The organism is Georgenia sp. H159, assembly GCF_035607575.1.
Classification (GTDB): Bacteria; Actinomycetota; Actinomycetes; order Actinomycetales; family Actinomycetaceae; genus Oceanitalea.
Genome location: NZ_JAYDZY010000002.1, coordinates 30,406 through 54,208, shown reverse-complemented (window position 1 = coordinate 54,208; position 23,803 = coordinate 30,406). Strand labels below are relative to the sequence as shown.

The following is a 23,803-nucleotide window of genomic DNA, read 5'->3' as shown; positions in this document are numbered from 1 at the left end:
GGGATGCTCGCAGCGGTGGTCCGCAACTACGACGTCGGAGTCCGGCTCGAGGAGATACCCGACCCGGTACCCACCGGGGACGCCGTCGTCGTCGAGGTCCTCGGGGCGGGGATCTGCCACACCGACCTGCACCTGCTCCACTGGCGCAACCGACCGCTACCGCTGGTTATGGGCCACGAGGTGGCCGGCTACGCCGAGGGACTCGGCCCCGTCCTCGTCCACCAGTCCTGGGGATGCGGCCGGTGCAGGATCTGTCTGCGGGGCGAGGAACAGTTGTGTCCCGACGTCACCGAGGCCGGTTTCGAGCGACCCGGAGGATACGCCGCGAAAATCCTCGTCCCCCATCCGCGCTACCTGCTGCCCCTCGGTGGCCTCGACCCAGTGCGTGCCGCACCGCTCACCGACGCAGCCGCCACCAGCTACCGCGCGGTCCGTCGCGCTTCCCCGTGGCTCCGTACCGACCATGATCGGGTGGTGGTCATCGGCGCCGGGGCACTGGGGAAGTTCGCCATCCAATTCCTTCGGCTGCTCACACCCGCCCGGGTCATCGCCGTGGACGTCTCCGCGGCGAAGCGGGCCGAGGCCCTCACACTCGGAGCACACGAGGCACGCACCGGCGACGAGCTCGCCGGTCGACGGGCGGAGGTCGTGCTCGACCTCGTCGTCGAGCACGACACGCTCGCACTGGCAGCTGGGCTCGTGCCACCGGGCGGGATGATCATGCGCATCGGCTCGGGCAACGGCTCACTGCCGTTCGGGCGCGGAGTCCTGCCCCCCGAGGTCACACTGACGTCGGCGCGCGGCGGATCGATCAGTGACGTCTCCGCCGTCGTCGACCTCGCCCGCGCCGGCAAGATCCGCTGGGACGTCGAGCCCATCCCGCTGAGCGAAGTCGCCGCCGGCCTGAGGCGCCTCGAGCGCGGCGAGGTGACTGGCCGGCTCGTGCTCACCCCGACCGGAGCAGGCGATGACTGAGTTTCTCCGCAACTTCGGTGACGTCACGCTGAACGTCGCCGACGAAGGCCACGGCCCGACGATCGTCATGCTGCACGGCTGGTCCTACGACCTGCACCTGTGGGACGCCCTCGCCGCCCGCCTCGTCGAGGACCACTGGCGCGTCGTGCGGATCGACCTACGGGGACACGGACGCTCACCCGCGTCGGGGCCGTATCCGTTCACGCAGCTGTGCCGCGACCTTGAAGCCGTCCTCGACACCCTGCTGACCGACCGACCGGTCCTCCTCGGGCTCTCCCTGGGCGGTTTCCTCACCATGCGGTACGCGATCGACCACCCGGACGCAGTGCGAGCGATCGTCCTCGCCGACACTTGGACCACCCCCATCCTGTCGGACACCGAGATGGCCCACTCCCTACCCGGATCGGATCAGGGACCGGCCGCGCTAGCAGCGTGGTGGAACAACCGGTACGGGGGCCCGGCCGCGGTGGCCGCCGACCCCGTCAAGCTTGCGGCGCGAGCGCGGTTCACCCGGCTGAACGCCGACGGCCTGCGGCATGCGATCACCGCGTGCGCCGGTCGGGAGCCGGTGACCGTCGAGGAGCTTCGCGAGATCCGGGCTCCGGCCCTGGTCATCGCGGGTGAGAACGACCGGGTGTTCTCACCGCGGATGCACGGTGAGCTCGCCGACGCGATCCCGCACTCACGCCTGTCCATCATCCCCGGCGCGGGGCACATCTCCGTCGCCGACGAACCCGAGGAGTTCACCGGCCTGGTGACGACTTTCCTATCCGAACTACCGGGCGTCCCCGCCCACGAGGAGGAGCAGCCATGACGCTCTCGCCCGCCTACGCCGAGTACCTGCGCCGCATGCCCAAGGTCGATCTGCACGTCCACCTGACCGGGACTGTACGTGCCGAGACGTTCGCCGAACTCGCCGAACGGGAGGGTCTGCAGCTGCCCGAACCGGCCCTGGACATCTACGCCAAGGTGAACTCCCGGGCGAAGGACCTCAGCATCTACCGCGACGCGGTGCTGCCCGTCCCCACCGGTCCGGGCCACGACGAACCTGAGCCCTCCTACGGCTTGTTCCAGGTGTCGCAGTGGGTCAAGCAGTGCCTGACCAACCTCGGCGACTACGAACGAATCGCCTACGAAGCATGCGAGAACGCGGCGACACTCTCCAACACCCGCCATTTGGAGCTGTTCTTCGACCCGGTCGCCGACACCGGCACCGAGTTCGGCTACGCGGAGACGGTCGACGCCTACATCGCCGGTATCCAGGCCGCCGAACGGGACTTCGGCATGACGGCACGCCTGGTCGCGGGGATCGATCGCAGCCAGTCCGGCGAGGCGGCCGTAGAACGGGTCCGGACCGTCGTCGATAACCCGCGGGCGTACGTCATCGGTATCGGCCTGGACAACCTCGAGACCGCGGGCCCGCCGGAGCGGTTCGTCGACGCCTACCAGCTCGCACGCGCCCATGGGCTGCGGCGGACCGCCCACTCCTCCGAACACGCGCCGTCCGCTCAGAACACGATCGTCTGCCTCGACGACCTGGCCTGTGACCGCATCGACCACGGGTACTTCATCCTCCAGGACGAGGCGGTCGTCGAGCGCTGCCTGGCGGACCAGGTGCCTTTCACGTGCATCTTCACCACGTCGCGGCGCGCTTGGCGGCCCTGGCGGCGCGCGAGCATCCGCGAGATGGTGGGCCGTGGCCTGAAGGTGACGCTGGCGTCGGACGACCCGGGCATGTTCCCGACCACGCTGGCTCAGGAGTACCGGATCGCCGCCGAGGAACTGGGGTTCGACCGCGCGACGATGCGCCGGCTCTGCCTGAACGGGGTGGACGCGAGCTGGCTCCCGGACGACGGGAGGGCGGCGCTGCACCGCCGCTTCTCAGCGGAACTCGACGATCTCGAGGCCGAGTTGTTCGCGGGCGCCGGGACGCGCGATGACTGACGCGATCCCGGTCGTCGTCGACTGTGACCCGGGCCTCGACGATGCCGTTGCCCTCGCGCTCGTGGCCGCTGCACCAGAGCTGGACCTCCTCGGCGTGACCACCGTCGCCGGCAACGTCTCGCTGGCCCGCACCACCGCGAACGCGGGCAGCGTGCTCGAGCTGCTCGGCCTGCCTGCTGGTCTTGCCTTCCACGCCGGCTACACCGGGCCGCTCGGTCGGTACGAGCGTCACCCGGACGAGCCGATCCACGGACCCGGAGGAATGGGCGATGTCGACCTGCCGGCACCGCGTCCGCCGGAGCCGGGCCACGCGGTCGACTGGCTCGCGAGAACCGTGCGAGAACGGCCGGGTGAGGTCACGATCATCGCGATCGGTCCGTTGACCAACATCGCGGGGCTCCTCCACAGCCATCCCGACGTGGCGCCACTGATCGCTGAGGTGGTCGCCATGGGCGGCGCCGCGTATGTCCCCGGCAACGTCACGGTGACCGCAGAGTTCAACATTCACGCCGACCCGGAGGCGGCACGGTACGTGGCCGAGTCAGGGGTGCCGCTGCGCATCGTGCCGCTCGACGTCACGCGCGCGGCGCTGGTCACACGAGCGGACATCGACCGCCTCCGGGCGCACGGCGGGCTCGCTCGGGTTGCCGGCGACATGCTCGCCTACCTGGCTCGCGGGTTCTTCGCGAGCCACGGGATCGAGGCCTGCGCGGTCCACGACGCCCTCGCGGTCGCCGCACTGCTGGACCCGGAACTCATCACCTGGCAGCGGGCGGCGGTCACGGTCGAGTGCGGCGGTGAGTTCACCAGGGGAACGCTCATTGTCGACACAAGGGGACGCCTGGGCCGGGAGACGGCCGTCTCGGTCGCCACGGGCATCGATGCCGACGCCTTCCGGGCACTGCTCCACTCCCGGCTCACCGGGACCGAAAGGATGGTAAGTACCTGACATAGCCAGCTGCGGCGCTCCCATTGCCGCGCGCCACCCCGAGACCGGACACCACCGTGGATCCGACCGAATGGAGACCTCATGCTGATCGTGGACACCGACCCAGGCACCGACGACGCCGCTGCCATCATGACGCTACTCGCCTCAGGGACGAAGGTCGACGCCTTCGTGAGCGTCTACGGCAACGTCGCCGAGCGTCGCACCACCGCCAACCTCCAGCGACTCCTGGACATCGTCGGTGAGCACGACGCCGCCCGCTACCGGGGGGCGGTGGGTCCACTGCTCGGGGACCCGGTCGCTGCCAAGCACATTCACGGCGAGGACGGGATGAGCGGTGCGTTCGCGCAGCCGCGCACCGACCTGCCCGAGCTGCCCGAGCTGCCCGAGCTGCCGCGAGTAGACTACGGCTCGCTCATCCGCAGTGCCGCAGACCCCGTGACGATCATCGCGCTGGGTCCCCTGACGAACGTCGGTGCCGTCCTCGCCGCGGCACCCGAGCTCGTCGAGAAGATCGAGCGGATCATCTTCATGGGCGGTGCGGTGCTGACCTACGGCAACGAGACGCCTGCGGCCAGCTTCAACGCCGCCAACGATCCGACGGCGGCGGCGTTCGTCTACGACTCCGGCGTGCCCATCGTCCAGGTCGGGCTGGACGTGTGCCGGCCGGCCGAGATCCCCGTCAAGCGCCTACTGGGGTTCCGGGACAGCACAACGCCCGCCGGGCAGCTCATCTGGACGCTGCTCAACAACCACTTCATGGTCCAGCGGGCGGGCGGACTGACCGAGGACTCGGTGATCCGCTTCAACGATGCCCCGTGCATGGCCTTCTTCCTGCGCCCGGAGCTGTTCCGGACCGAGCACCTGCCGGTCGTCGTGGAGACGGAGGGGCGCTACTCGCGCGGGGCGACGATCGCGGACTTCCCCGGCTACCTGAAGAGGGAACCGAACACCGAGGTGCTTCTAGGGATCGACGTCGAGGGTTACGCCGATCTCGTGACCGAGCTGCTCCTCACCTATCTGTGACATCCGACTGCCGAGTGGGGCGCCGTCAGCCGCGCAGCCGCGCCAGCCCGGCGGCGGCCTGCTCCAGCACGCCCTCCTGCTTGACGTAGGTGAAGCGCACCCACGAGCCGAGTGCTTCGGTGGTGGTCGAGCCGGCCGCGCAGAACGCCGTCACGGGGATCCCGACGACGCCGGCCAGCTCGGGCAGCCGCCGGCACAGGTCGACAGCGTCGGTGAAGCCGAGCGGGGCGGCGTCGGCGACGACGAAGTAGGTCCCGGCCGGGCGCACCGCGGCGAAGCCGGCAGACGTGAGCGCCTCGAGGAGCAGGTCGCGACGGGACTGGAGCGAGGCGGCCAGGCCGCTGACGTACTCCCCCGTGGCGCCGTCGTCGTCGGTGAGCGCGGCGGCGACCGCGTGCTGGAACGGCCCGGAGGCGACGTAGGTGAGGAACTGCTTGACCGTGCGGACGGCGGTGACGAGCTCGGCGGGGCCGTGGATCCAGCCGACCTTCCAGCCGGTGAAGGACAGCGTCTTCCCCGCGGAGGAGATCGTCAGGGTGCGGCCGGCCGCGGCGGGCAGCGTGGCGATCGGGACGTGACGGACGCCGTCGTAGGTGAGGTGCTCGTAGACCTCGTCGGTGACGATGACGGCGTCGCGGGCGGCGGCGAGCTCGGCGAGGAGGGTGAGCTCCTCGGTGGTGAGCACGGTGCCGGTCGGGTTGTGCGGGGTGTTGACCAGGACGAGGCGCGTGCGGTCGGTGAAGGCGGCGCGCACCTCGCTGGGGTCGAGGTGGAAACCGTCTCGGCCGGGGCGCAGCGGGATGGTGCGGTGGGTGGCGCCGGCCAGCGCGATGGAGGCGGCGTAGGAGTCGTAGTACGGCTCAAGGGTGAGGACCTCGTCGCCCGGCCCGGCCAGCGCGAGAATGGTCGCGGCGAGCGCCTCGGTGGCGCCGGCGGTGACGAGGACCTCGGTGTCCGGGTCGACGGCGAGGCCGTAGTGCCGCTGCTGGTGGGCGGCGACCGCCTCCCGCAGCTGCGGGATCCCCGCACCGGGCGGGTACTGGTTGTGGCCGGCGTTGATCGCGGCGACGGCGGCGGCCTTGAGGTGGTCGGGGCCGTCGACGTCCGGGAAGCCCTGGCCGAGGTTGACGGCACCGGTGCGCGCCGCGAGCTCGGACATCTCGGCGAAGATCGTCGGGGCGACGGTGCCCGACGGCGACAGGAGCCCGGTCGCGCGGGCGACGTCGATCCAGCGGTTGGTGCGCATGCGTTCGATCCTGCCACCGTCGCCGAGTGCCCGCCGGGGCGTCCGCCTCGGGCGGCGCTCACCGCGCGCGGCTCACCGGGCCACCCGGGCCCGCCGCACGTAGTCGGCTCCGGCGACGACGTGGAGCACCGTCCCGGCGACGAGCACCGCCCGCCCGAGGTCCGCGACCGGCAGCAGGAGCAGCACACCGGCGAGCACGAGGCACAGGCCGCACAGCAGCACGGCCGTCCGCAGCTTTCCGAGGACGCTCACGGAGACGCGACCACGCCGCGCGGAAGGCCCGGCCAGCAGGGCGACACCCACGTCGGTCACCGCGATCGCGGCCACCGTCCACCAGGGCAGCTGGCCCGCCGCGGCGAGACACAGACAGATCGCGAGGATCCCGAGCCGGTCCGCGACCGGGTCGAGGATCTCACCGACGCGGGTGCGCTGGCCGAGGCGTCGGGCGAGTGCCCCGTCGAGCCAGTCGCTGCCGGCCCACACCACGGCGATGACGAGCACCGCCACCGGTGCCCGTGACGACGAGCCGTCCGCGGTGAGGTACCAGCACAGCGGCACCGTGAGGAGCAGCCGCCCGATGGTCACCGCGTTCGGCAGGGTCGCCCAGCGCGTGCCGCCGTCCGTCGTCCCCCGTCGGTCGACCGTCGACCGGGGCGAGGAATGGCCTCCCCTGCGGACCGGTCCCGTCATGCGAGCGCCGCAGCTCGCCGTGCGCGCCGGTACACCGCGATGCCCGTGACGACGCCCGCGAGCGCCGCGCCCAGGGCCAGGGCGTGGAGCGGCCCCAGCCCGAGGACCAGCGTGACCATCGTGGCGCCGCCCCCCACCCACAGCGCGGACCAGAGCAGCGCCGCCAGGGCCGCAGCGAGCACGTAGCGCCGGTAGCTCATGCCGAGCGCTCCGGCGCCGGCCGCCAGCACCGTCCGCACGCCCGGGACGAGCCGTCCCAGCACCAGCGTGGGCACGCCGTGCCGCTCGATCAGCGCCGTCGCGCGCTGCCACCGGTGCGCGCCCAGCCTGCGCACGAGGGTGCCCGTCGCCAGGGCGGGCCCGGAGCGACGACCGACCAGGTAGCCCACGTGGTCGCCGAGGAAGGCACCGACCGCCACCGCGGCCCAGGCGAGCGACAGCACCGGCTGCCCGGCGAGCACACCGGCGCCGAGGGAGACCATCGTCTCGCCCGGGGTGAGCGTCCCCAGGCCGAGCGCCGACTCCGCCAGTGCCGCGGCGCCCATCACGAGCGTCACGAGGGCCGGCTGCTGCGCGAGCTGGTCGAGGAGGCCGAGAAGCGGGGTGAACATGTGGCCGACGCTATGGATCGCCGGCGTGCCCGGATCAGACCAGAAAGTGGGCGACCGGTCCTCACTTTGGTGAGTGTGCCCCGCCCTGGGCCCCAACTACGCTGCCGGGAATGGGCACGGACCGCACAGCGACACAGACGCGCGCCGTCCACGTGGCGCTGGCCTGCGTCCTCGGCACCGCGATCGGCTGGTCCGCCGCCCCCGGCTGGCTGCCCAGCCTCATGGTGGTCGCGGTGGTCCTGCTCGGCATCCTCCGTCCGGTCGGCGCGCCCGTGTGGACCTCGGCCCTCACCGTCCTCATCGTCACCGCCACGGCGGTCGGGGCGCTCACCGGGGAGCGTCGCATCGAGTCCGCCACCCTGTCCGCCTCGGCGGCGCTCGTCCATGCCGCCGCCATCGCGCTGCCGATCGGTCTGGTCGAGCTGGCCCGGCGCCGCCGTCGGCACCGCCAGCAGGGCTGGGAGCTGGCCCGCTCACTCGCCCGCGAGGAGCAGGCCCGGACCGAGTCCGCGCTGACGCGGGAGCGGGCGGCGATGGCCGGGGAGATCCACGACCACCTCGGTCACCGGCTCACGCTCGTCACCGTCCAGCTGGGGCGGCTCACGCTCGACCCGGAGCTGCCGGCCGGGGCCCGCGCGGCCGTCGAGGACGCGCGGCTCAGCGTGGCCGAGGCCGCCGCCGAGCTCGGCGAGACGGTCCAGCTGCTCAAGGCGGGCGGGCAGTCCCGGGCCCCCGCGGACCGTCCGCTCTCCGACGTCGTCGACGGCGCACGGTCGGCGGGCCTCCCGGTCGAGGGGGAGCTGCCCGTGGCCCTGGACGAGGCCCTCTCCCCGCACGCGCACGCCGCGCTGGCACGGGTGCTGTCCGAGGCACTGGCCAACGCCGCCAAGCACGCCCCCGACGAGACCGTCCGCATCGAGGGTCACGTCACCGACGGCACCGCGACACTCACGGTGGAGAACGCCACGAGGGCCGACCGCGCCGCTGCCGCCTCCTCCGGCCACGGACTGCCCTCCCTGCGTCACCGGCTCGGTCTGCTCGGTGGGGAGCTCGAGGTCGAGAGCGGCGCGCGGCACGTGGTGCGCGCCACCGTTCCGATGGACGCCAGCCCGCGCGGCGAGGAACGGACCACCGCCGACGCCGTCGCGGAGGTCACGGCGGCGAGGCGCGCGGGTGAGCAGCACGCCCGCAAGGTCCGGCGGCTGACCTGGGCGGTGCCCGCCGGGCTCGCCGCGGGAGCCGTGCTCATCACCCTGGCCTCCTTCCTCTACCTCACGGTGAGCTCGGTCCTCGACCCGGAGACGTTCGCCCGGATCGAGGTCGGCATGCCGCAGGACGAGGCCGAGCGCCTGCTCCCAGCGGTCGAGATGGTCGAGGCGCCCCGTCACGAGCTGCCCGAGCCCGCCGGTGCCACGTGCCGGTACCACGAGGAGGCGGTGAGCCTGTTCGCCCGCGAGGACGTCTTCCGGATCTGCTTCAGCGACGGCGTCGTCGTCAGCACCGACCTCATCCCCGGGGGAACACCATGAGCTCCCAGCCCACGGACCAGCCGCCCGGCGGCCCGGCCCGCCTGCTCCTGGTCGACGACGACGCCCTCGTCCGCGCCGGCCTCGTCTCCATCCTCGGCACGGACCCCGCCCTGCACGTGGTCGCCGAGGCGGGCGACGGCCACGAGGCCCTGGCCGCCGCCCGCGAGCACCGCCTCGACCTTGTCCTGCTCGACATCCGCATGCCGCGGCTCGACGGTCTGCGCACCCTCGAGCACCTGCGTCGAGAGCACCCCACGCTGCCCGTCGCCATGCTGACCACGTTCTCCGACGAGGACTACATCGCCGAAGCCGCAGGGCTCGGCGCGATGGGCTTCCTCCTGAAGTCCGACGCGCCGCGCGAGCTCATCACCGCTGCACGGGCGATCGCCGCGGGCGGTGCCGCCTTCTCACCGCGCGTCGCCAAGTGGCTCCTCCGGGCCGAGGCCACCACGCGGCTCGACCGCACCAGGACGGCCCGCCAGGCCGTCGGCGGGCTCACCCCCAGGCAGCACCAGATCCTCACCATCCTGGGGACCGGCGCCTCCAACGCCGAGATCGCCCGCCGTCTCCACCTCACCGACGGCACGGTCAAGCAGTACCTGAGGGAGCTCTTCGACCGGCTAGACGTCAGCAACCGGGTCCAGGCCGCGATCCTCGCGCACGAGGCGGGGCTCATGGACACCGCCACCGGACCGTGAGCATCAGGCTCTGAGCCGCCCCGGGCTGCTCAGTCGCACTGCCGCTCGGCGGACTCCTCGAAGGTCGGTACCGGGCGGGAGTCCGCCTCGGCGGCCGTCGTCGCCAGCCCGTTCTCCGCGATGTCCTCGATCAGCCAGTCCATCTCCTTGATCTCGCGGCGTTGCGCCTCGCTGATCTCCACGGCGAGCTCGCACACCCGGACGTCCTCGATCCCTGCGCGTTCGGACCGGGTGATGGCCAGCGAGTGGTGCGGGATCATCGCGCGCATGAAGGCGGAGTCGTCCACCGTGGCCTGGCTGCGGTCCAGCGCCGTCCCGCCCGCCAGCAGCCCGAGACTGACCACGACGACGACGATGTTCGCCTTGGTCTTCTTGTACATGTTGAGCATCCAGGCGAGCATGACGAGCCCCATCGCGCCGCCCATGGTCACCGCCATGAAGATGCGGCTCTGGCTGAAGCGCACGTGGCCCCACTCCCACGAGCCGACGAACATCACCCAGTACATGACGACCATCGCGGTCAGGAGCATGGCGGCGAACCGGAGGTACATCTTCCCCGAGCCGCCGTGGTGGCCCCCGTCGTGCTGGTGGCCCTCGTCGTGCTGGTTCTTGGCGTCGTGCTGGTTCTTGGCGTCGTGCTGGTTCGCGCCGTGGTGGTCCTCGGCGTGGTGCTGGGTCCTGGTCTCGTCGTCGTCGGGCACGATGGCCTCCTCGCAGGTGGGCGTCTTGGCACCCTCGAGTCTCGGCGCCTCGGCACCGCGACGCGACCTGGCGGTGCACCGGCTACGGCAGTCGCTGGTCCTCGCGGTAGGCGTCGAGGACGGCCTCGGTGTCGGCGCCGGTGTGGAGGAACTGGTCGTCCAGGACGGTGGCGAGGTCGTCGAGGACGGCTGACAGCGCCCTGCCCGCGTGGCGCAGGTCCTCGCTGTCGCTGCCCGCGGCGGTGCCCGCGAGCTCCCGGGCGTAGGGCGCCGTCATGGCGAGCGTCGTCCGGTCGTTGGCGTCGCGGAAGTAGTAGCTCTCGCTGTACTGGAGCAGGTCGACGTAGACGGCACCGACGGCGTCCGTGACACCGTCGAGCAGGCGAGCCGCGGTGGCCGGGCTCATGCCCAGCAGGACGTCGGTGGTTCCCACGCGGCGCAGGCCGTCGAGCCGCAGCGCGAGGGCACGCCGCCGGGTGAGGGCCGGATACACCTGGAGCACCCACGACACCGCGGCCGTCAGCAGCGCGAAACCGAGCAGCGCCTCCAGCGGGACGAGGATCCGCAGCCCGGGCTCGGTCGGGGCGATGTCACCAAGTCCCAGGGTGGCGATGGCGACGAGGGAGAGGTACAGCGCATCGAGGGCGTCGTTCCGCTGCTCCGGGGCCAGCCCCGGGCTGAAGGAGAAGCCGTCCGGCATGTGGGGCCAGTAGATCAGCGCCCAGCCGACGATGATCATCCCCGCCCACGTCACGATGACGAGCACCATGGTGGACGGACCGCTGAGCCGCCGCCCGCGCTTGCCGAGGTGTCGTGACAGCCGCCAGACCAACCGCATGACGAGCTTGCCGACCGGCCCCTGGCCGCTCGGGTGCCACAGCGTGTGGAACACGTCCCACAGCGCCGTCACCACGAGCACACCACCGAGCACCGACATCGCCCACGTCATCGGGTCAGTCGACACCAATGACGGCCGCCGTGCACGACGGCAGGCAGCGATGTCGTCCGGTCCACCGGGTCCGTGTCACCGCCCGAAGCCCGCGAGCGACCCGCCCTCGCGGGCGCGGTACCAGTCCACGGTCCGGCCGACACCGTCCTCGTACGACGTCACCTGACCGGGGCCGAGGACGGCCGCATACCGGCTGGCGTCGACGACGTGCGGCTGGCGGAACTGGTAGAGCATCTGGGCGCCCTCGCGGGCGATCGGCCAGAGTGTTCCGACCGCTCGCACGGCCCGCTCACCGACGCGGACGACGCGGAGCTGCCGGCCGGTCGCCGCGGAGATCAGCGCGAAGAACGCGCGTGCGGTGGTCGGTGCAGGGGTGGGCACGTGCCACACCTGGCCGAGCGCCTCGTCGGCCTCCCCCAGGGTGGCCAGACCGTGAGCGAAGTCGTCGACGAACATCGGGGTGATGGGCTGGTCCAGCTCGCCGCCCCACACCGCAGGTCGCCCGGAGACGGCGGAGCCGAAAACCGTGGCCCCCAGCAGCGACTCCACGGCCGGGCCGTAGAGCTCCGGCGCCCGGCCGATGACCGTGCGGACCCGGCCCGCGGCGTGCGCGGCGAGGACCTTCTCGGCGAGCCACGCCCGCAGCACTCCCCGGTCACTGACGGGACGGACGGGCAGGTCCTCGGTCATGGGTCCGCTGACCCGCCCGTACATCCAGGTGTCGTCGACGAACACCATGCGGGCGCCGACCTCCTCCGCACCGGCGAGCACGCCGTCCACCGCCGCGGGGAAGCTCTCGCGCCACCGGGCGAACGGAGGGTTCACCGCGTTGTAGACCACCCCGGCACCCGCACAGACCTCCCGCATGCGTGCTGGGTCGGTCGCGTCTCCGGCGAGGACCTCGACGCCGTCCGGAACCGTCGCGTTGCCGCTGCGGTTCACGGCCCTCACGCGGCGACCGCGGCGCACGAGCTCGCGGACCAGTGCGCCCCCCGTCGCGCCACTGGCGCCGACCACGACATGGATCTTGCTCGCGTCGTCGGTCACCATGACGCCACCTGCCACGTACGGCCGCGTGGGCCGGAAGTCAGGATGGTGAGCTCATCGGCACGATGTCCTGCCCGTGCTGGTTCCGACGTACTCGCCGGAGTGGCAACGCTGCCGGTATCGCGCATGCGGCTCCCCGGGTCTCGTCCGACACGCCCGCGGATGCTCACCGTAGAGCCGTGTCCGGCACGCGGTCAACGCACTGGTCGCGAGCGGCGACCGGACCCTCGTGGCACGGGGACTACAGGTACTCCCCGCCGTCGCCGGCCTCCTGGATCGCGTAGCGCAGACGTGCCTGCTGCAGCTCGTAGTCCGCCGTCAGGTCGTGCCGCCAGGATCGAGTGCGAGTGGGCGCGTCCTCCACCGTGAGTGCCGCGATCGGGCCCATGGGGTCCCCTCCCGTCCGGGTACCGCCAGCGTCCGCTGCCGGTACCTGCGTGTGCCATGCCGTGCCCTCCCTATCGGCCGCGTCGACACGAACGTGAGGACATGACGCCCGGACGGTCACTTCTGCCGGCAAATACCCTTGCCACCTCCTGACCGCCCGTTCTAATCTCTGACCACGCGGTCAACCCTACGTCCCGGCCAGGAGCGACATGAACGCCAGTCCAGTCATCGACGTCCAGCACCTCCGCAAGACCTACGGCGGCACGGTCGCCGTCGCCGACGTCTCCCTCGCGGTCGAGCGCGGTGAGATCTTCGGCATCCTCGGCCCCAACGGCTCCGGCAAGACCACCACCGTCGAGACGATGCTCGGCCTGCGCCCGACCGACGGCGGCCGGGTCCGCGTCCTCGGGCTCGACCCACACCGCCACCCGCGCCGGCTTCGCGAGCGCGTGGGCGTCCAGCTCCAGCAGGCGCGGCTGCCCGCGCAGCTGCGAGTCGGCGAGGCGCTCGAGCTCTACGCCTCCTTCTACCGCAACCCCGCCGAGCCCGCGGAGCTGCTCGACCTCCTCGGGCTCACCGGTCAGCAGCGCACCGCTTTCGCCAGCCTCTCCGGCGGCCAGCAGCAGCGCCTGTCCATCGCCCTCGCGCTGGTCGGCAACCCGGAGATCACCGTCCTCGACGAGCTCACCACCGGCCTCGACCCACAGGCACGCCGCACCACGTGGGACCTCATCGAGCGGGTCCGCGCCCGCGGGGTCACCGTCGTGCTCGTCACGCACGATATGGACGAGGCCGCGCACCTGTGCGACCGGCTCGCGATCATCGACCACGGCACTGTCGTCGCCACCGGCAGTCCCCGCGACCTCACCGCCGCGGAGAGCGCGTACACCCTGACGATCCGGGCCGGGACGGACTCGCTCACGACGGCGGCCCTCCCCCTTCCCGGGTCGAGCTCCTTCGACCTCGTCCTGGGCGAGCTCGAGGTGACCGGCAGCCCGCAGGACCTCACCAATGTGCTGGTCGCCCTCGCGCAGCACGGCATCACGCCGGTCGCCGTCCAGACCCGCACACGCACGCTCGAGGACGTCTTCCTCGGCCTCGCCGGCGACGGCGCCGCCTCGCTGGTCACCACCTCACGTTAGGGAATCGCTGTGGACACCCCGCTCCAGCTGCTCGCCTACCGGGTCTTCGAGGACCGCACGGACCCCGACCCCGGCATCCCGCGACGGAGGCGCCGGCGCCGGCTCGCCGCCGTCGACGCCCCGCCCGTGATGCTCCGCCTGCTGCGCGCCGAGACGCGCCTGTACGTGCGCGACGTGCCCTCGGCCGTCTTCGCGCTCCTCGTCCCCGCCGTCGTCCTCGTCGGTGCGGGCCTGGCCATCCCCGGCATGCGCGCGACGCTCAGCGGCGGCGCGTGGGACGGGCTGACGATGATCCAGGTCTACACCCCGGCCGTGCTCACCATGGCCCTCGCGACGCCGGCACTCTCCACGTTGCCCGTCATCGTCGCGAGCTACCGCGAGCACGGCGTCCTGCGCCGGCTCTCGACGACGCCGACCCCGCCCAGCGCCGTCCTCGGGGCGCAGCTGGTCATCAACCTCACCGCGTTCGTCGTCGCCGCCGTCATCGCGCTCCTCACCGCCGCCACCGTGTTCGCCTCCCCGCTCCCCCGTCAGGTCCCGACGGCGGTGCTCGCGCTGGCCCTCGGGGCGCTGTCGCTCTTCGGTCTGGGCATGCTCGTCGCCGCCCGGGCACGCACCGGCACCTCGGCGTCGGGGATCGGGATGCTCCTGTACTTCCCGCTCCTGTTCCTCGCCGGCCTGTGGACCCCTGGGCCGCTCATGCCCGAGGCCCTCCGGCTGGTGGCGACGTACACACCGGTGGGTGCGACGAGCCAGGCGCTGACGACCGCGTGGTTCGACGGCGGCTTCCCCGCGCTCCAGCTCGCCGTCCTCGTCGGGTGGACCGTGCTGCTCTACCCGCTCGCAGCGAAGACCTTCCGCTGGTCCTGAGCGGCACCCGTAGACGGCTCGCTTGTGACTCCCTCCCGCTCTCGCCCTAGCCTTTGACCATGCGGTCAGACTCCGAGCCCACGTTCACCGAGCGGGCACGCCGCGCGCAGATTCTGCGGTGTGCGATCGAGGCGCTGGCCGAGGTGGGTTTCGGCGGTGCGTCGCTCGCGGAGATCGCCAAGCGGGCGGGCGTGAGCAAGGGGGTCGTCTCCTACTACTTCGCGGGCAAGGACGACCTCCTCGGCCACGTCCTCCTCGACGTCTACACCCGGGCCGGCGGCGCCATCGGTGAGCGCATCGCCCAGGCCGCGGACCCGGCCGCCGTCGTCCGCGGGTACATCGAGGCGAACCTCGAGTTCGTCGGCGAGCACCCGGCCGACATCGCCGCCGTCGTCGAGGTCGCCGCCAACGTCCGCAAGCCCGACGGCTCGCTCCGCTTCGCCCCTCAGGGAGAGGACCCGGTCCTGGCGCAGCTCGAGCAGATCCTGCGGGACGGGCAGGCCGCGGGCGCCTTCAGCGACTTCGACGCCCGTTCCCTGGCGATCATCATCCGCGGCGCGATCGACACCGCCTCCGGCCGCATCGCGACCGACCCGGCCTTCGACCTCGACGCCTACGCGCGGCAGCTCGTCGGCACCGTCGAGCTCACCGTCGGCACGCGCTCCTGACACGGGCGGCGGAGCGGCGTGGTCTCACGCCGTCGGCGGGACCACACACCTGCCCGCGGGCGGCGACACGTGCAGTCGCCCAGGAGCAACGCCGCGGTCGACACAGGGCCGACGCGAGGGGTGGGGCGCGGTCCATAACGTCCTTGGCATGACGACGACCCCTGCCTCCCGCCCGTCGACGGTGCAGCGCCTCCGGCTGCCCGTCCTCACCGCCTACCTGTGGGTGATGACGGTGCTCCTCGGCGCCATCGTCCTGGAGACGCTCATGGTCTACCCCAACGTTTTCGCCGACCCGCCGGGATCCCTCGGGCTGACGATGGAGTTCCTCAGCGTCACCGGCCCGAGCGACTTCTTCCCGCCGCTGGGCTTCGCCTCGTGGGTGCTGGGCGCCGCCGCCGTCCTGCTGTGCTGGAGGCAGCGCGACGCGCGACGGTGGACGCTGCTCAGCGTGGTGATGATCGTGTGCGAGGGCGTCGCCTCGATGCTCTACTTCTGGCCGCGTAACGACATCATGTTCGTCGAGGGCCTCGAGGTGCACTCCGCGGAGTACCTCGTGCAGGTGGCACAGGAGTTCGAGACGTGGCACTGGGCCTCACGCATGGGGTTCAACGTGGTGGCGGCCGTTGCGGCGTTCCTCGCCTTCCTCGCCGTCTACCGCGCCCACGTGGCGAGGCGGCTGCCGGCGGCGGTCCCGGCGGCCGTGGCCGCGTGAAGCGTCACCAGCACAGGCAGAACGGGTGCCCGGCAGGGTCGGCGTAGACCCAGAACCCCTCCGGCTCGCTGCGGTCGTCCGCCTCCTTGAGGAGGCGGGCGCCGAGCGACATGACGTGCTCGTGGGCGGCGCCAAAGTCCTCGACCCACAGGTCGAGGTGGATCTGCTGGGGGTTGCCGTGCGGCCAGTCGGGCGGCACGTGGTTCGGCGCGTGCTGGACAGCGACGCGCGGCAGCCCGTCGACGACGACGTTGTGCCAGTCCTCGCGCGCATCGACCGTGCCGTCGAGCACCCCCGCCCAGAACGCGCTCTCGGCGTCGATGTCGGCGGCGTCGAAGACGACGATCTGGTGTTTGATCCGCATGGCGGCCTCCTCGCTCGGGGTGCCGCCACGGTAGTCCTGGTCGTGCGCGAGCTGAAGAGGTGCCGAAGGCTCGGACCTAGAGGAACTCTTCCTGGTCATTCGCGTCCTCGAAGAGGATCCGCAGACGTGCCTGCTGGATCTCGTAGTCAGCGGCGAGGGTGTCGCGCCATGACTTCTTGCGCGACGACGTCGTCGTGATCTCAACGTTGAGTTCCTGCTGGGTGCCCATGGGGCCCCTCCCTCCAAGATCGGCACCGCCCGATGCCGATCCCCCGAAGCATGTCATACGTTTCCGCACCGACCAATTCCGCGGCCCCCACCCTTTTCGCCGACAGCGGGATTGTTGCAAACCCCCCGTCCCGCTCCCCATTCGCCGACAGCGGGTTTGTTGCAAACCCCCGCCCCCGCGCCCCGCCTCTCTCCCGCCGAGAGCAGGATTGTGTCGAAACCGCCCCCGCGCCCCGCCTCTCTCCCGGCGAGAGCGGGAGTGTGTCCAGTCCCCCGCCCCCGCACCCCCGCCCCTCGTCCGCCGAGAGCGGGATTGTTGTCTGCAGTCGTCAGCTGCACGCAGTCCAGCTTTCGCCGGAAAGGGAACCCTGGGTCGTGCACCACGCAAGAGCCGTCATCCCGTCGCGTGCCCCGCCTTTACCGGCGACCATCACTGGTCGTTCTTGACAGTTCCCTCGTCCGCCACCTGGCATCACACCGCCGTCAGGCCGCCGGCTCGATCGTGCGCACTGGCGCGCTCGACATAACTCCGCTCTCGGCGAAGGGGAGGGGGACGGCAACCAGGGGCGGTCCGAGCACGCCCGATGAGTTCCGGGCCGTCGTCGGGTCTGAATGGGCGACACCGCAAGGGACCCGAGACGGCAGGGGAACACGACGATGGAGACACAGTCATGACGCGGACACCGGCCGAGGTCGTCGACCGCTCCGACCGGGCGCTCGTCGCCGCCCTCGGGAGCTGACCCGTGGTCACCATCGAGGCCAACGGGGTCACTCTCGGCATCGAGTCCTTCGGCGACGACGGCGCTCCACTGGTGCTCCTCGCGGGCGGGACGACGATGCTCTCGTGGCCGGACGCGCTCTGCGAGCGCCTGGCTGCGAGCGGACGACGCGTGGTGCGCTACGACCTGCGGGACAGCGGAGAGTCGACGACGACGGACCCGGCGAACCCTCGGTACACCTTGCGGGACCTTGCCGTTGACGCGGCTGCGCTCGTCGAGGCGCTCGACGGCGCGCCCGCTCACCTCGGCGGGATCGGCGTCGGCGGGATGGTCGCCCAGGTCGCGGCGCTCGACCATCCCGGCGCCTTCTCCGCGCTCACCCTGGTCGGCACTCGCGCTGTCGCGCCCGGCAGGCCGGACACCGACCTCCCGGACCACGACGGCGCGACGATGGAGCGCCTGTTCTCCCGTCCCATGCCCGACTGGACCGATCGGCGGGCGGTGGCCGAGTTCGCCGCCACCAACGCCGAGATCCTCGGCGACGACCCGGCCGCTGCCCGCGCGTCGGCCGCTCGCATCTGGGACCGCACACCCGGCACCGAACCCGAGACCCAGATGGCCAACCAGCTGGGCATGGTGTTCGCGAACCTGGACTGCAGGCCCCGCTGGCGCGAGCGGCTGCCCGAGATCGACATCCCCACGCTCGTCGTCCACGGTCGCCGGGACCGGTTCTTCCCCGTCGGCAACGGCGAGGCGATCGCCCGCGAGATCCCCGGTGCGCGGCTGCTCGTCCTCGAGGACGCCGCCACCGCGATGCCCGCGGCCGCTGCCGACGAGGTCGCCGAGGCGATGGCGACGCTGAGCTGAGAGGCCGTGGTCCCGGCGTCGGGGTGGCCGGGAGGGTGCGCAAGCGCGCGTCGCCGGTCTCGACGGTGGCCGCCGGTGGCTGGATACTCCAGCCATGGTGGCCCGCATCGGCGAGATCGTCGTCGACTCCCGCGACCCGCGCGCGGCTGCGACCTTCTGGGCCGCCGCGCTCGGTTACCGGATCACCGACGCCGACGAGACGGGAGTGGCGGTCGCGGGCCATCCGTCGGCCCCCACGCTCCTCTTCCTGGCGTCCACCGACGTCAAACGCCACAAGAACCGGCTCCACCTCGACATCTGCCCGACCGTGGGCACGACGCGTGACGAGGAGGTCGAGCGGCTCCAGGCCCTCGGGGCGGTTCGTGTGGGTAGCCCGGACGGCGCGAGCTGGGTGGTCATGGCAGATCCCGACGGGAACGAGTTCTGCGTCATGAGCACGGTCCTGCCGCCCGAGCCGGAGCCGTTCCACCACCCGTGAGCCCGGCCCGCACCCCTGTCAGCCGACGTCGTACACGAGGTGGGTGGCCGTCGTCGTGGCCGTGACGCTCCGTTGCACCAGCGCCCGGGGTGCCCCGTCGGTGAACAGCGGCGTCCCGGCACCGAGGATCACCGGCGCCAGGTGGAGCGACAGCACCTCGACCAGCCGCGCCGCGAGGGCCGACCCGATGGTCGCGCCGCCGCCCATGAGGACGACGTCGAGGTCCTCGCCCCTCTCCCGCGATGCCGCCTCGGCACGCCCCCGTGCCGCGGCGACCGCGTCGGCGAGGCCGGTGCTGACGAACGTCCAGTCGAGGGCGGTGAGGCGGACCGTCGTCGGCGGCGAGCCCGTCACGACGACGAAGGGCGGGGCGCCGACCTCCCCGGCCCCGTAGCCCACGGTGTCGTCCCAGCCGCCGGGTCCGTCGACGACGTCGAAGAGGCGGCGTCCGAGCACGACGGCGCCCGAGCGGGCGGTCCCCTCACGCAGGACCCGTAGGTCATCGGGATCGTCGGAGAACGCCCACGTGTGCAGGGCGTCGCCGCCGGTGCCAAGGCCGTTGTTCGGGCCGGGGTCGGGGCCGGTGACGTAGCCGTCGAGGGACATCGAGATGTCGGCGATGATCCGGGTCATACGGGGGCAGACCCGGCCGGCCGTCGGAACTGATCGGGCCGCCGTCAAGAGTGATTGGCTGCCGTCGGAGCTGGCACTCGGCGCCATGCTGAGGTTCGTCCCGTACTTCGCCGGAGCGGCCTCCCCGTGGCCCACGGCCTCAGTGCTACTCCCAGTGCTGGACGATGTTCCGGACGGTGCCGTCAGGAGCGCGGACGAAGAACCGGGTCACGCCCCAGGGCTCGGTGGTCAGCGGATGTACGAGCGCGCGACCGCCCGGTGGCTGGGCCGCAGCTTCGGTCGGGGCGCGAGAGCGCACCGGGCGCGACTCCGTCTCCTCACTCGCGCCCCACCGCCGCCGGGTATAGAGATTGACCGTGCTCCGCGCGAGCAACCGGCACGCGCTCCGGGCGTCGACCCGCTGGCCGGAAAACCAACAACGGGCACAATCCGCACCACCGGCGGGTAGGAGAGGTCGTGGGGCAGCGCATCGAGGACTACGCCGTCATCGGGGACTTGCACACCATGGCTCTCGTGGGCCGCAACGGTTCCATCGACTGGCTCTGCCTGCCGCGGTTCGACTCCGCCGCGTGTTTCGCGGCGCTTCTTGGTGACGAAGGAGCCGGCTTCTGGCGGATCGCTCCGCGTAGCGGCGGGAGCTGCACACGTCGGCGGTACCGCGAGGGCTCCCTCGTCCTGGAGACGGAGTGGGACACCCCGGAGGGCACTGTGCGGGTCTCGGACGCCATGCCGCCCCGGGACGGCGCAGCGGACGTCGTCCGGATCGTGGAGGGCGTGTCCGGTCGGGTACCGATGCAGATGGAGCTGCGCCTGCGCTTCGACTACGGCCACATCGTCCCGTGGGTCAAGCGAGAGGGCGGTCGCCTCTCGGCAATCGCCGGGCCGGACTCCGTGTGGCTCGACACCCCGGCTCGGCTCCAGGGGCAGGACTTCACCACCGTGGCGGAGTTCGAGGTGAGCGCCGGCGAGCGCGTGCCCTTCGTCCTCACCCACCACCCTTCACACGAGCCAGCGCCGTCACGCAAGGTCGGCACGCACGTGCTCGAGAGCACTGACGCCTTCTGGAAGACGTGGATGTCCCAGCTGCACTACGACGGGGAGTGGGACGAGGCCGTCCGCCGGTCGCTCATCACGCTCAAGGCGCTGACCTACCAGCCCACCGGTGGCATCGTCGCGGCGGCCACTACGTCCCTGCCCGAGTCGCTGGGTGGGGTGCGCAACTGGGACTACCGGTACTGCTGGCTGCGTGATGCGACCTTCACCCTCCAGGCGCTGCTGGGTACCGGTTTCGTCGCCGAGGCTGCGGCCTGGCGGGACTGGCTGCTGCGCGCCGTCGCCGGGGACCCTTCCGACCTCCAGATCATGTACGCGATCGACGGCACCCGGCGACTCTCCGAGCTCGAGCTCGACTGGCTCCCCGGGTACGAGGGCGCGTCGCCGGTGCGGATCGGCAACGCTGCGGCCGGTCAGCTGCAGCTCGACGTGTGGGGCGAAGTCCTTGACGGGCTCCATGTCGCCCGCGGCGCCGGGCTGGCGACGGTCGGAGACGCGTGGGACCTGCAGCTGGCCCTGCTGGAGTACCTCGAGGGTCACTGGCAGGACCCGGACAACGGCCTGTGGGAGGTGCGCGGCCCGCGCCGTGACTTCGTCCACTCCAAGGTGATGGCGTGGGCCGGAATGGATCGCGCCGTCCAGGCGGTCGAACGGTTCGGTCTCGAGGGCCCGGTCGACCGCTGGAGGCTGCTGCGGTCGCAGATCCATGCCGAGGTCTGCGAGTACGGCTACGACGCCGACCGGCGGACGTTCACGCAGTTCTACGGCTCGCAGGGCCTCGACGCTGCACTCCTCCTCATCCCTCAGGTCGGCTTCCTGCCGTGGGACGACCCTCGAGTGAGCGGCACGGTCGATGCCGTCCAGCGCGAGCTCGTCGAGGACGGCTTCGTCCTGCGCTACCGGCCAGATGCCGACGGCGGTGTCGACGGGCTGCCCGGGATCGAGGGAGCGTTCCTCGCGTGCAGCTTCTGGCTGGTCGACGCCCTCAGCGGAATCGGCCGGTACGAGGAGGCCCTGTCACACTTCGAGCGCCTCCTCGCCCTGCGCAACGACGTCGGCCTACTCAGCGAGGAGTACGACCCCCGCCACCGCCGCCAGGTCGGCAACACCCCGCAGGCGTTCAGCCACGTGGGCCTCGTCAACAGCGCCCGCCACCTCAGCGGCACCCGCCCGGCCACCGCTGCAAGCACCTGAGGACATCCGGGAGGCAGACCTGCGCGCCGTCACCGTCACGCCGGGACAGGCCGGATCTCTGGCCGTCACGGACGTCCCCGAGCCGACGCCGGACGCCGGCGACATCCCGGGATAACGTCTGGACATCACCCCGACCAAGGGACTGCCGAGCCTGGAGGATTTCAGTGCACCACCTCGACGCGATCACCGTCGACCAGCTCCGCGCCGCGGGCAGCACCAAGTGGACGATGTTCCCCGACGCGATCGGCGCGTTCATCGCCGAGATGGACTTCGGCGTCCCCCCGGCGGTCGCGGAGGTGGTGCGCCGGGCCGCGGACACCCAGGCGATGGGCTACCTCCCCGGTGCCGACCGCGCCGAGGCCAGGCGCGCGACCGCGCAGTGGCTGGGCCGCAGCTTCGACTGGCACGTCCCGCAGGACAACGTCCACCTCCTGCCCGACGTGCTGTCCGCGATGCGCATCGCGATCCAGCGCTTCACCCCGCCCGGCTCCCCCGTCATCGTGCCCACGCCGGCCTACATGCCCTTCCTCACGGTCGTGCCCGCCGTCGACCGCGAGGTCGTCGAGGTGCCCTCGCTCCTGGACGACGACGGCCGCTACCACCTGGACCTCGACGCCATCGACGCCGCCTTCGCCGCGGGCGCCGGCCTCCTCGTGCTGTGCAACCCGTGGAACCCCGTCGGCCGTGTGCTCAGCCGCGAGGAGCTCAGCGCCGTCGCCGACGTCGTGGACCGGCACGGCGGCCGGGTCTTCGCCGACGAGATCCACGCCCCGCTCGTCCTCGACGACGTCCCCCACCTCCCCTACGCCGCCCTCGACGCCCGCACCGCCGGCCACACGATCACCGCGGTCGCCGCCTCCAAGGGCTGGAACATCCCCGGCCTCAAGTGCGGGCAGATGGTCCTGTCCAACGACGACGACGTCGCAGCCTTCGCCCCGTACGCGGCCGACGCCGGGGACACGGTCGGCCTCCTGGGCGGCCGGGCCGCCGTCGCCGCCTACGACGAGAGCCAGGACTGGCTCGGGGACGTCGTCGACTACCTGCGCGGCAACCGGGACCTGCTCACCGAGATGGTCGCCGACATCCCGGCCCTCGGGCTCAGCCCCGTCGAAGGCACCTACATCGCCTGGCTCGACTGCCGCGAGCTCGACCTCCCCGGCGGGCCGGCGCAGTTCTTCCGCCGCGAGGCCGGGGTCGCGCTCACCGACGGCACCCACTGCGGTGAGGCGGGCGAGGGCTTCGCCCGCCTCATCTTCGCCATGCCGAGGCCCATCCTGCGCCGGGCGCTCGAGCAGATGCGCGAGGCCGTCGTCAGGCGACGCGCGGCATAGGGCGGCGGACCGCTACCTCCCGAGCCGCTCGGCGGGCACCCGCTCGATGCGCGTCCAGCCCTTCCATCCGCGCTCCTCGAGGAGCGCGATGATCCGCCTGGCGACCGGTGAGGAGTTGGCCGTGGTCGCGTCGAGCAGCTCGGCGAGCGGGTCGTCGAAGGGGTCGTTGTCCAGCTCGCCCGCTTCCACGGCGCGGATGAAGAGCCGTTCGAAGATGTCGACGACCTCGACGATCCGCGGGTCGTCGGGGTCCCAGTCGATCGCCTGGCTCACCAGCCCGTAGAGCCGGACCATCTCGGGGTCGTCGAGCTCCTCGTGCTTCTTGGCGATGATCTGGTCGACGTCGTCGGGTGCCTGGGCCGCGATGATGATCCAGGCGTCGCGCTCCAGGTCGAGGTACCGCTCCTCGACACCGAGGCCGCGCAGCCGGTCGAGATAGCCCAGCACGCTGTCCGGCAGGGCCAGGTGCTCGCCGGCGGAGAGCCGGGCCAGCCGCTCACGCGTGGCCTGCAGCCGCCGGACCTCTGCGCGCAGCTTCTTGTCGATCTCCTGAACTGCGGCGGCGAACTCCTCGGGGCTCGCCTCGAGGAGCTCCTGCACCCGGGCCAGCGGCACGCCGGCGCCCGCGAGGACGTGGATCCGGATCAGTCGCACGACGGCGTCGGCGTTGTACGTCCGGTAGCCCGAGCGGTCACGGTCGGGCTCCGGCAGCAGCCCGATCCGGTGGTAGTGGCGCACGGCCCGCACCGTCACCCCCGCGTGCGCGGCGAGCTGACCGATGGTGAGCATGACCTC

26 protein-coding genes are annotated in these 23,803 nt (G+C 72.0%); 15 read left to right on the top strand and 11 right to left on the bottom strand.

Translation table 11 applies throughout. From position 1 onward, the window contains the following. The first annotated feature begins 3 nt into the window (after positions 1-3). The 5 genes from VR894_RS04275 (at position 4) to VR894_RS04255 (ending at position 4,891) form a co-directional block, all read left to right on the top strand. Entirely contained in the window at positions 4-975 is a 972-nt protein-coding gene (locus VR894_RS04275) for an alcohol dehydrogenase catalytic domain-containing protein (RefSeq protein ID WP_324650104.1), read from the top strand. Next, complete coding sequence (locus tag VR894_RS04270) at positions 968-1,789, top strand: alpha/beta hydrolase (protein ID WP_324650103.1); 822 nt, start codon at positions 968-970, stop codon at positions 1,787-1,789. Before VR894_RS04275 ends, VR894_RS04270 begins: the two co-directional genes overlap by 8 nt. Beyond that, entirely contained in the window at positions 1,786-2,919 is a 1,134-nt protein-coding gene (locus VR894_RS04265) for a hypothetical protein (RefSeq protein WP_324650102.1), read from the top strand. Before VR894_RS04270 ends, VR894_RS04265 begins: the two co-directional genes overlap by 4 nt. Then, a complete protein-coding gene (locus tag VR894_RS04260) occupies positions 2,912-3,868 on the top strand; it encodes a nucleoside hydrolase (protein WP_324650101.1) in 957 nt (318 codons plus the stop codon). Before VR894_RS04265 ends, VR894_RS04260 begins: the two co-directional genes overlap by 8 nt. 81 nt (positions 3,869-3,949) lie before the next feature. Then, positions 3,950-4,891: a nucleoside hydrolase gene (locus VR894_RS04255; RefSeq protein WP_324650100.1), complete on the top strand. Its 942-nt coding sequence runs from the start codon at positions 3,950-3,952 to the stop codon at positions 4,889-4,891. A 25-nt stretch (positions 4,892-4,916) separates the two neighbouring features. Here VR894_RS04255 and VR894_RS04250 read toward each other — a convergent pair whose 3' ends face one another. The 3 genes from VR894_RS04250 to VR894_RS04240 all read right to left on the bottom strand — a co-directional run bounded on the left by VR894_RS04250 (position 4,917) and on the right by VR894_RS04240 (position 7,438). Further along, positions 4,917-6,137: an aminotransferase class I/II-fold pyridoxal phosphate-dependent enzyme gene (locus VR894_RS04250; protein ID WP_324650099.1), complete on the bottom strand. Its 1,221-nt coding sequence runs from the start codon at positions 6,135-6,137 to the stop codon at positions 4,917-4,919. Between the two features lie 72 nt (positions 6,138-6,209). Then, positions 6,210-6,827 (bottom strand): CDP-alcohol phosphatidyltransferase family protein, encoded by a 618-nt coding sequence (locus VR894_RS04245; RefSeq protein WP_324650098.1) that lies wholly within the window; start codon positions 6,825-6,827, stop codon positions 6,210-6,212. Continuing rightward, a complete protein-coding gene (locus tag VR894_RS04240; protein ID WP_324650097.1) occupies positions 6,824-7,438 on the bottom strand; it encodes a DedA family protein in 615 nt (204 codons plus the stop codon). The genes VR894_RS04245 and VR894_RS04240 overlap by 4 nt, the downstream gene beginning before the upstream one ends. Positions 7,439-7,548: 110 nt before the next feature. Here VR894_RS04240 and VR894_RS04235 point away from each other — a divergent pair, with 110 nt between their 5' ends. Both VR894_RS04235 and VR894_RS04230 read left to right on the top strand, forming a co-directional pair. Next, on the top strand, positions 7,549-8,967 hold the full coding sequence (locus VR894_RS04235; RefSeq protein WP_324650095.1) for a histidine kinase: 1,419 nt from the start codon (positions 7,549-7,551) through the stop codon (positions 8,965-8,967). Beyond that, on the top strand, positions 8,964-9,665 hold the full coding sequence (locus tag VR894_RS04230; protein ID WP_324650094.1) for a response regulator transcription factor: 702 nt from the start codon (positions 8,964-8,966) through the stop codon (positions 9,663-9,665). The genes VR894_RS04235 and VR894_RS04230 overlap by 4 nt, the downstream gene beginning before the upstream one ends. Before the next feature lie 29 nt (positions 9,666-9,694). Here VR894_RS04230 and VR894_RS04225 read toward each other — a convergent pair whose 3' ends face one another. The 4 genes from VR894_RS04225 to VR894_RS04210 form a co-directional block, all read right to left on the bottom strand. Further along, positions 9,695-10,366 (bottom strand): DUF305 domain-containing protein, encoded by a 672-nt coding sequence (locus VR894_RS04225; RefSeq protein ID WP_324650093.1) that lies wholly within the window; start codon positions 10,364-10,366, stop codon positions 9,695-9,697. Between the two features lie 82 nt (positions 10,367-10,448). Further along, the gene (locus VR894_RS04220; RefSeq protein ID WP_324650092.1) at positions 10,449-11,315 is read right to left on the bottom strand and encodes a potassium channel family protein; all 867 of its coding nucleotides are present in this window, start codon (positions 11,313-11,315) and stop codon (positions 10,449-10,451) included. A gap of 75 nt (positions 11,316-11,390) precedes the next feature. Then, positions 11,391-12,365, bottom strand: coding sequence for an NAD-dependent epimerase/dehydratase family protein (locus VR894_RS04215; RefSeq protein WP_324650091.1), 975 nt, complete (start codon positions 12,363-12,365; stop codon positions 11,391-11,393). A gap of 238 nt (positions 12,366-12,603) precedes the next feature. Beyond that, positions 12,604-12,750 carry a hypothetical protein gene (locus VR894_RS04210; protein WP_324650090.1) on the bottom strand — a complete coding sequence of 49 codons (147 nt, stop codon included), beginning with the start codon at positions 12,748-12,750 and terminating at the stop codon, positions 12,604-12,606. Between the two features lie 208 nt (positions 12,751-12,958). Between VR894_RS04210 and VR894_RS04205 the strand changes: the two genes are divergently transcribed. From VR894_RS04205 to VR894_RS04190, 4 genes are all read left to right on the top strand, one after another. Next, a complete protein-coding gene (locus VR894_RS04205) occupies positions 12,959-13,891 on the top strand; it encodes an ABC transporter ATP-binding protein (RefSeq protein ID WP_324650089.1) in 933 nt (310 codons plus the stop codon). Between the two features lie 9 nt (positions 13,892-13,900). Next, a complete protein-coding gene (locus VR894_RS04200; RefSeq protein WP_324650088.1) occupies positions 13,901-14,761 on the top strand; it encodes an ABC transporter permease in 861 nt (286 codons plus the stop codon). 59 nt (positions 14,762-14,820) lie between these two features. After that, positions 14,821-15,429 (top strand): TetR/AcrR family transcriptional regulator, encoded by a 609-nt coding sequence (locus VR894_RS04195; protein WP_324650087.1) that lies wholly within the window; start codon positions 14,821-14,823, stop codon positions 15,427-15,429. Positions 15,430-15,577: 148 nt separating this feature from the next. Continuing rightward, positions 15,578-16,141 carry a hypothetical protein gene (locus tag VR894_RS04190; protein WP_324650086.1) on the top strand — a complete coding sequence of 188 codons (564 nt, stop codon included), beginning with the start codon at positions 15,578-15,580 and terminating at the stop codon, positions 16,139-16,141. 4 nt (positions 16,142-16,145) lie between these two features. Here VR894_RS04190 and VR894_RS04185 read toward each other — a convergent pair whose 3' ends face one another. Both VR894_RS04185 and VR894_RS04180 read right to left on the bottom strand, forming a co-directional pair. Next, the gene (locus tag VR894_RS04185) at positions 16,146-16,505 is read right to left on the bottom strand and encodes a VOC family protein (RefSeq protein ID WP_324650085.1); all 360 of its coding nucleotides are present in this window, start codon (positions 16,503-16,505) and stop codon (positions 16,146-16,148) included. Between the two features lie 76 nt (positions 16,506-16,581). Continuing rightward, positions 16,582-16,734 carry a hypothetical protein gene (locus VR894_RS04180; RefSeq protein ID WP_324650084.1) on the bottom strand — a complete coding sequence of 51 codons (153 nt, stop codon included), beginning with the start codon at positions 16,732-16,734 and terminating at the stop codon, positions 16,582-16,584. Positions 16,735-17,476: 742 nt separating this feature from the next. Between VR894_RS04180 and VR894_RS04175 the strand changes: the two genes are divergently transcribed. Both VR894_RS04175 and VR894_RS04170 read left to right on the top strand, forming a co-directional pair. Further along, positions 17,477-18,319 (top strand): alpha/beta hydrolase, encoded by an 843-nt coding sequence (locus VR894_RS04175; protein ID WP_324650083.1) that lies wholly within the window; start codon positions 17,477-17,479, stop codon positions 18,317-18,319. A gap of 94 nt (positions 18,320-18,413) precedes the next feature. Beyond that, a complete protein-coding gene (locus VR894_RS04170; protein ID WP_324650082.1) occupies positions 18,414-18,797 on the top strand; it encodes a VOC family protein in 384 nt (127 codons plus the stop codon). Positions 18,798-18,815: 18 nt separating this feature from the next. Here VR894_RS04170 and VR894_RS04165 read toward each other — a convergent pair whose 3' ends face one another. Then, complete coding sequence (locus tag VR894_RS04165) at positions 18,816-19,430, bottom strand: dihydrofolate reductase family protein (protein ID WP_324650081.1); 615 nt, start codon at positions 19,428-19,430, stop codon at positions 18,816-18,818. Between the two features lie 504 nt (positions 19,431-19,934). Between VR894_RS04165 and VR894_RS04160 the strand changes: the two genes are divergently transcribed. Together VR894_RS04160 and VR894_RS04155 are read left to right on the top strand one after the other, a co-directional pair. Beyond that, positions 19,935-21,677: a glycoside hydrolase family 15 protein gene (locus VR894_RS04160; protein WP_416380811.1), complete on the top strand. Its 1,743-nt coding sequence runs from the start codon at positions 19,935-19,937 to the stop codon at positions 21,675-21,677. A gap of 164 nt (positions 21,678-21,841) precedes the next feature. Then, entirely contained in the window at positions 21,842-23,008 is a 1,167-nt protein-coding gene (locus VR894_RS04155) for a MalY/PatB family protein (protein ID WP_324650079.1), read from the top strand. Between the two features lie 12 nt (positions 23,009-23,020). Here VR894_RS04155 and VR894_RS04150 read toward each other — a convergent pair whose 3' ends face one another. Next, a complete protein-coding gene (locus tag VR894_RS04150; RefSeq protein WP_324650078.1) occupies positions 23,021-23,797 on the bottom strand; it encodes a MerR family transcriptional regulator in 777 nt (258 codons plus the stop codon). Positions 23,798-23,803 lie beyond the last annotated feature (6 nt).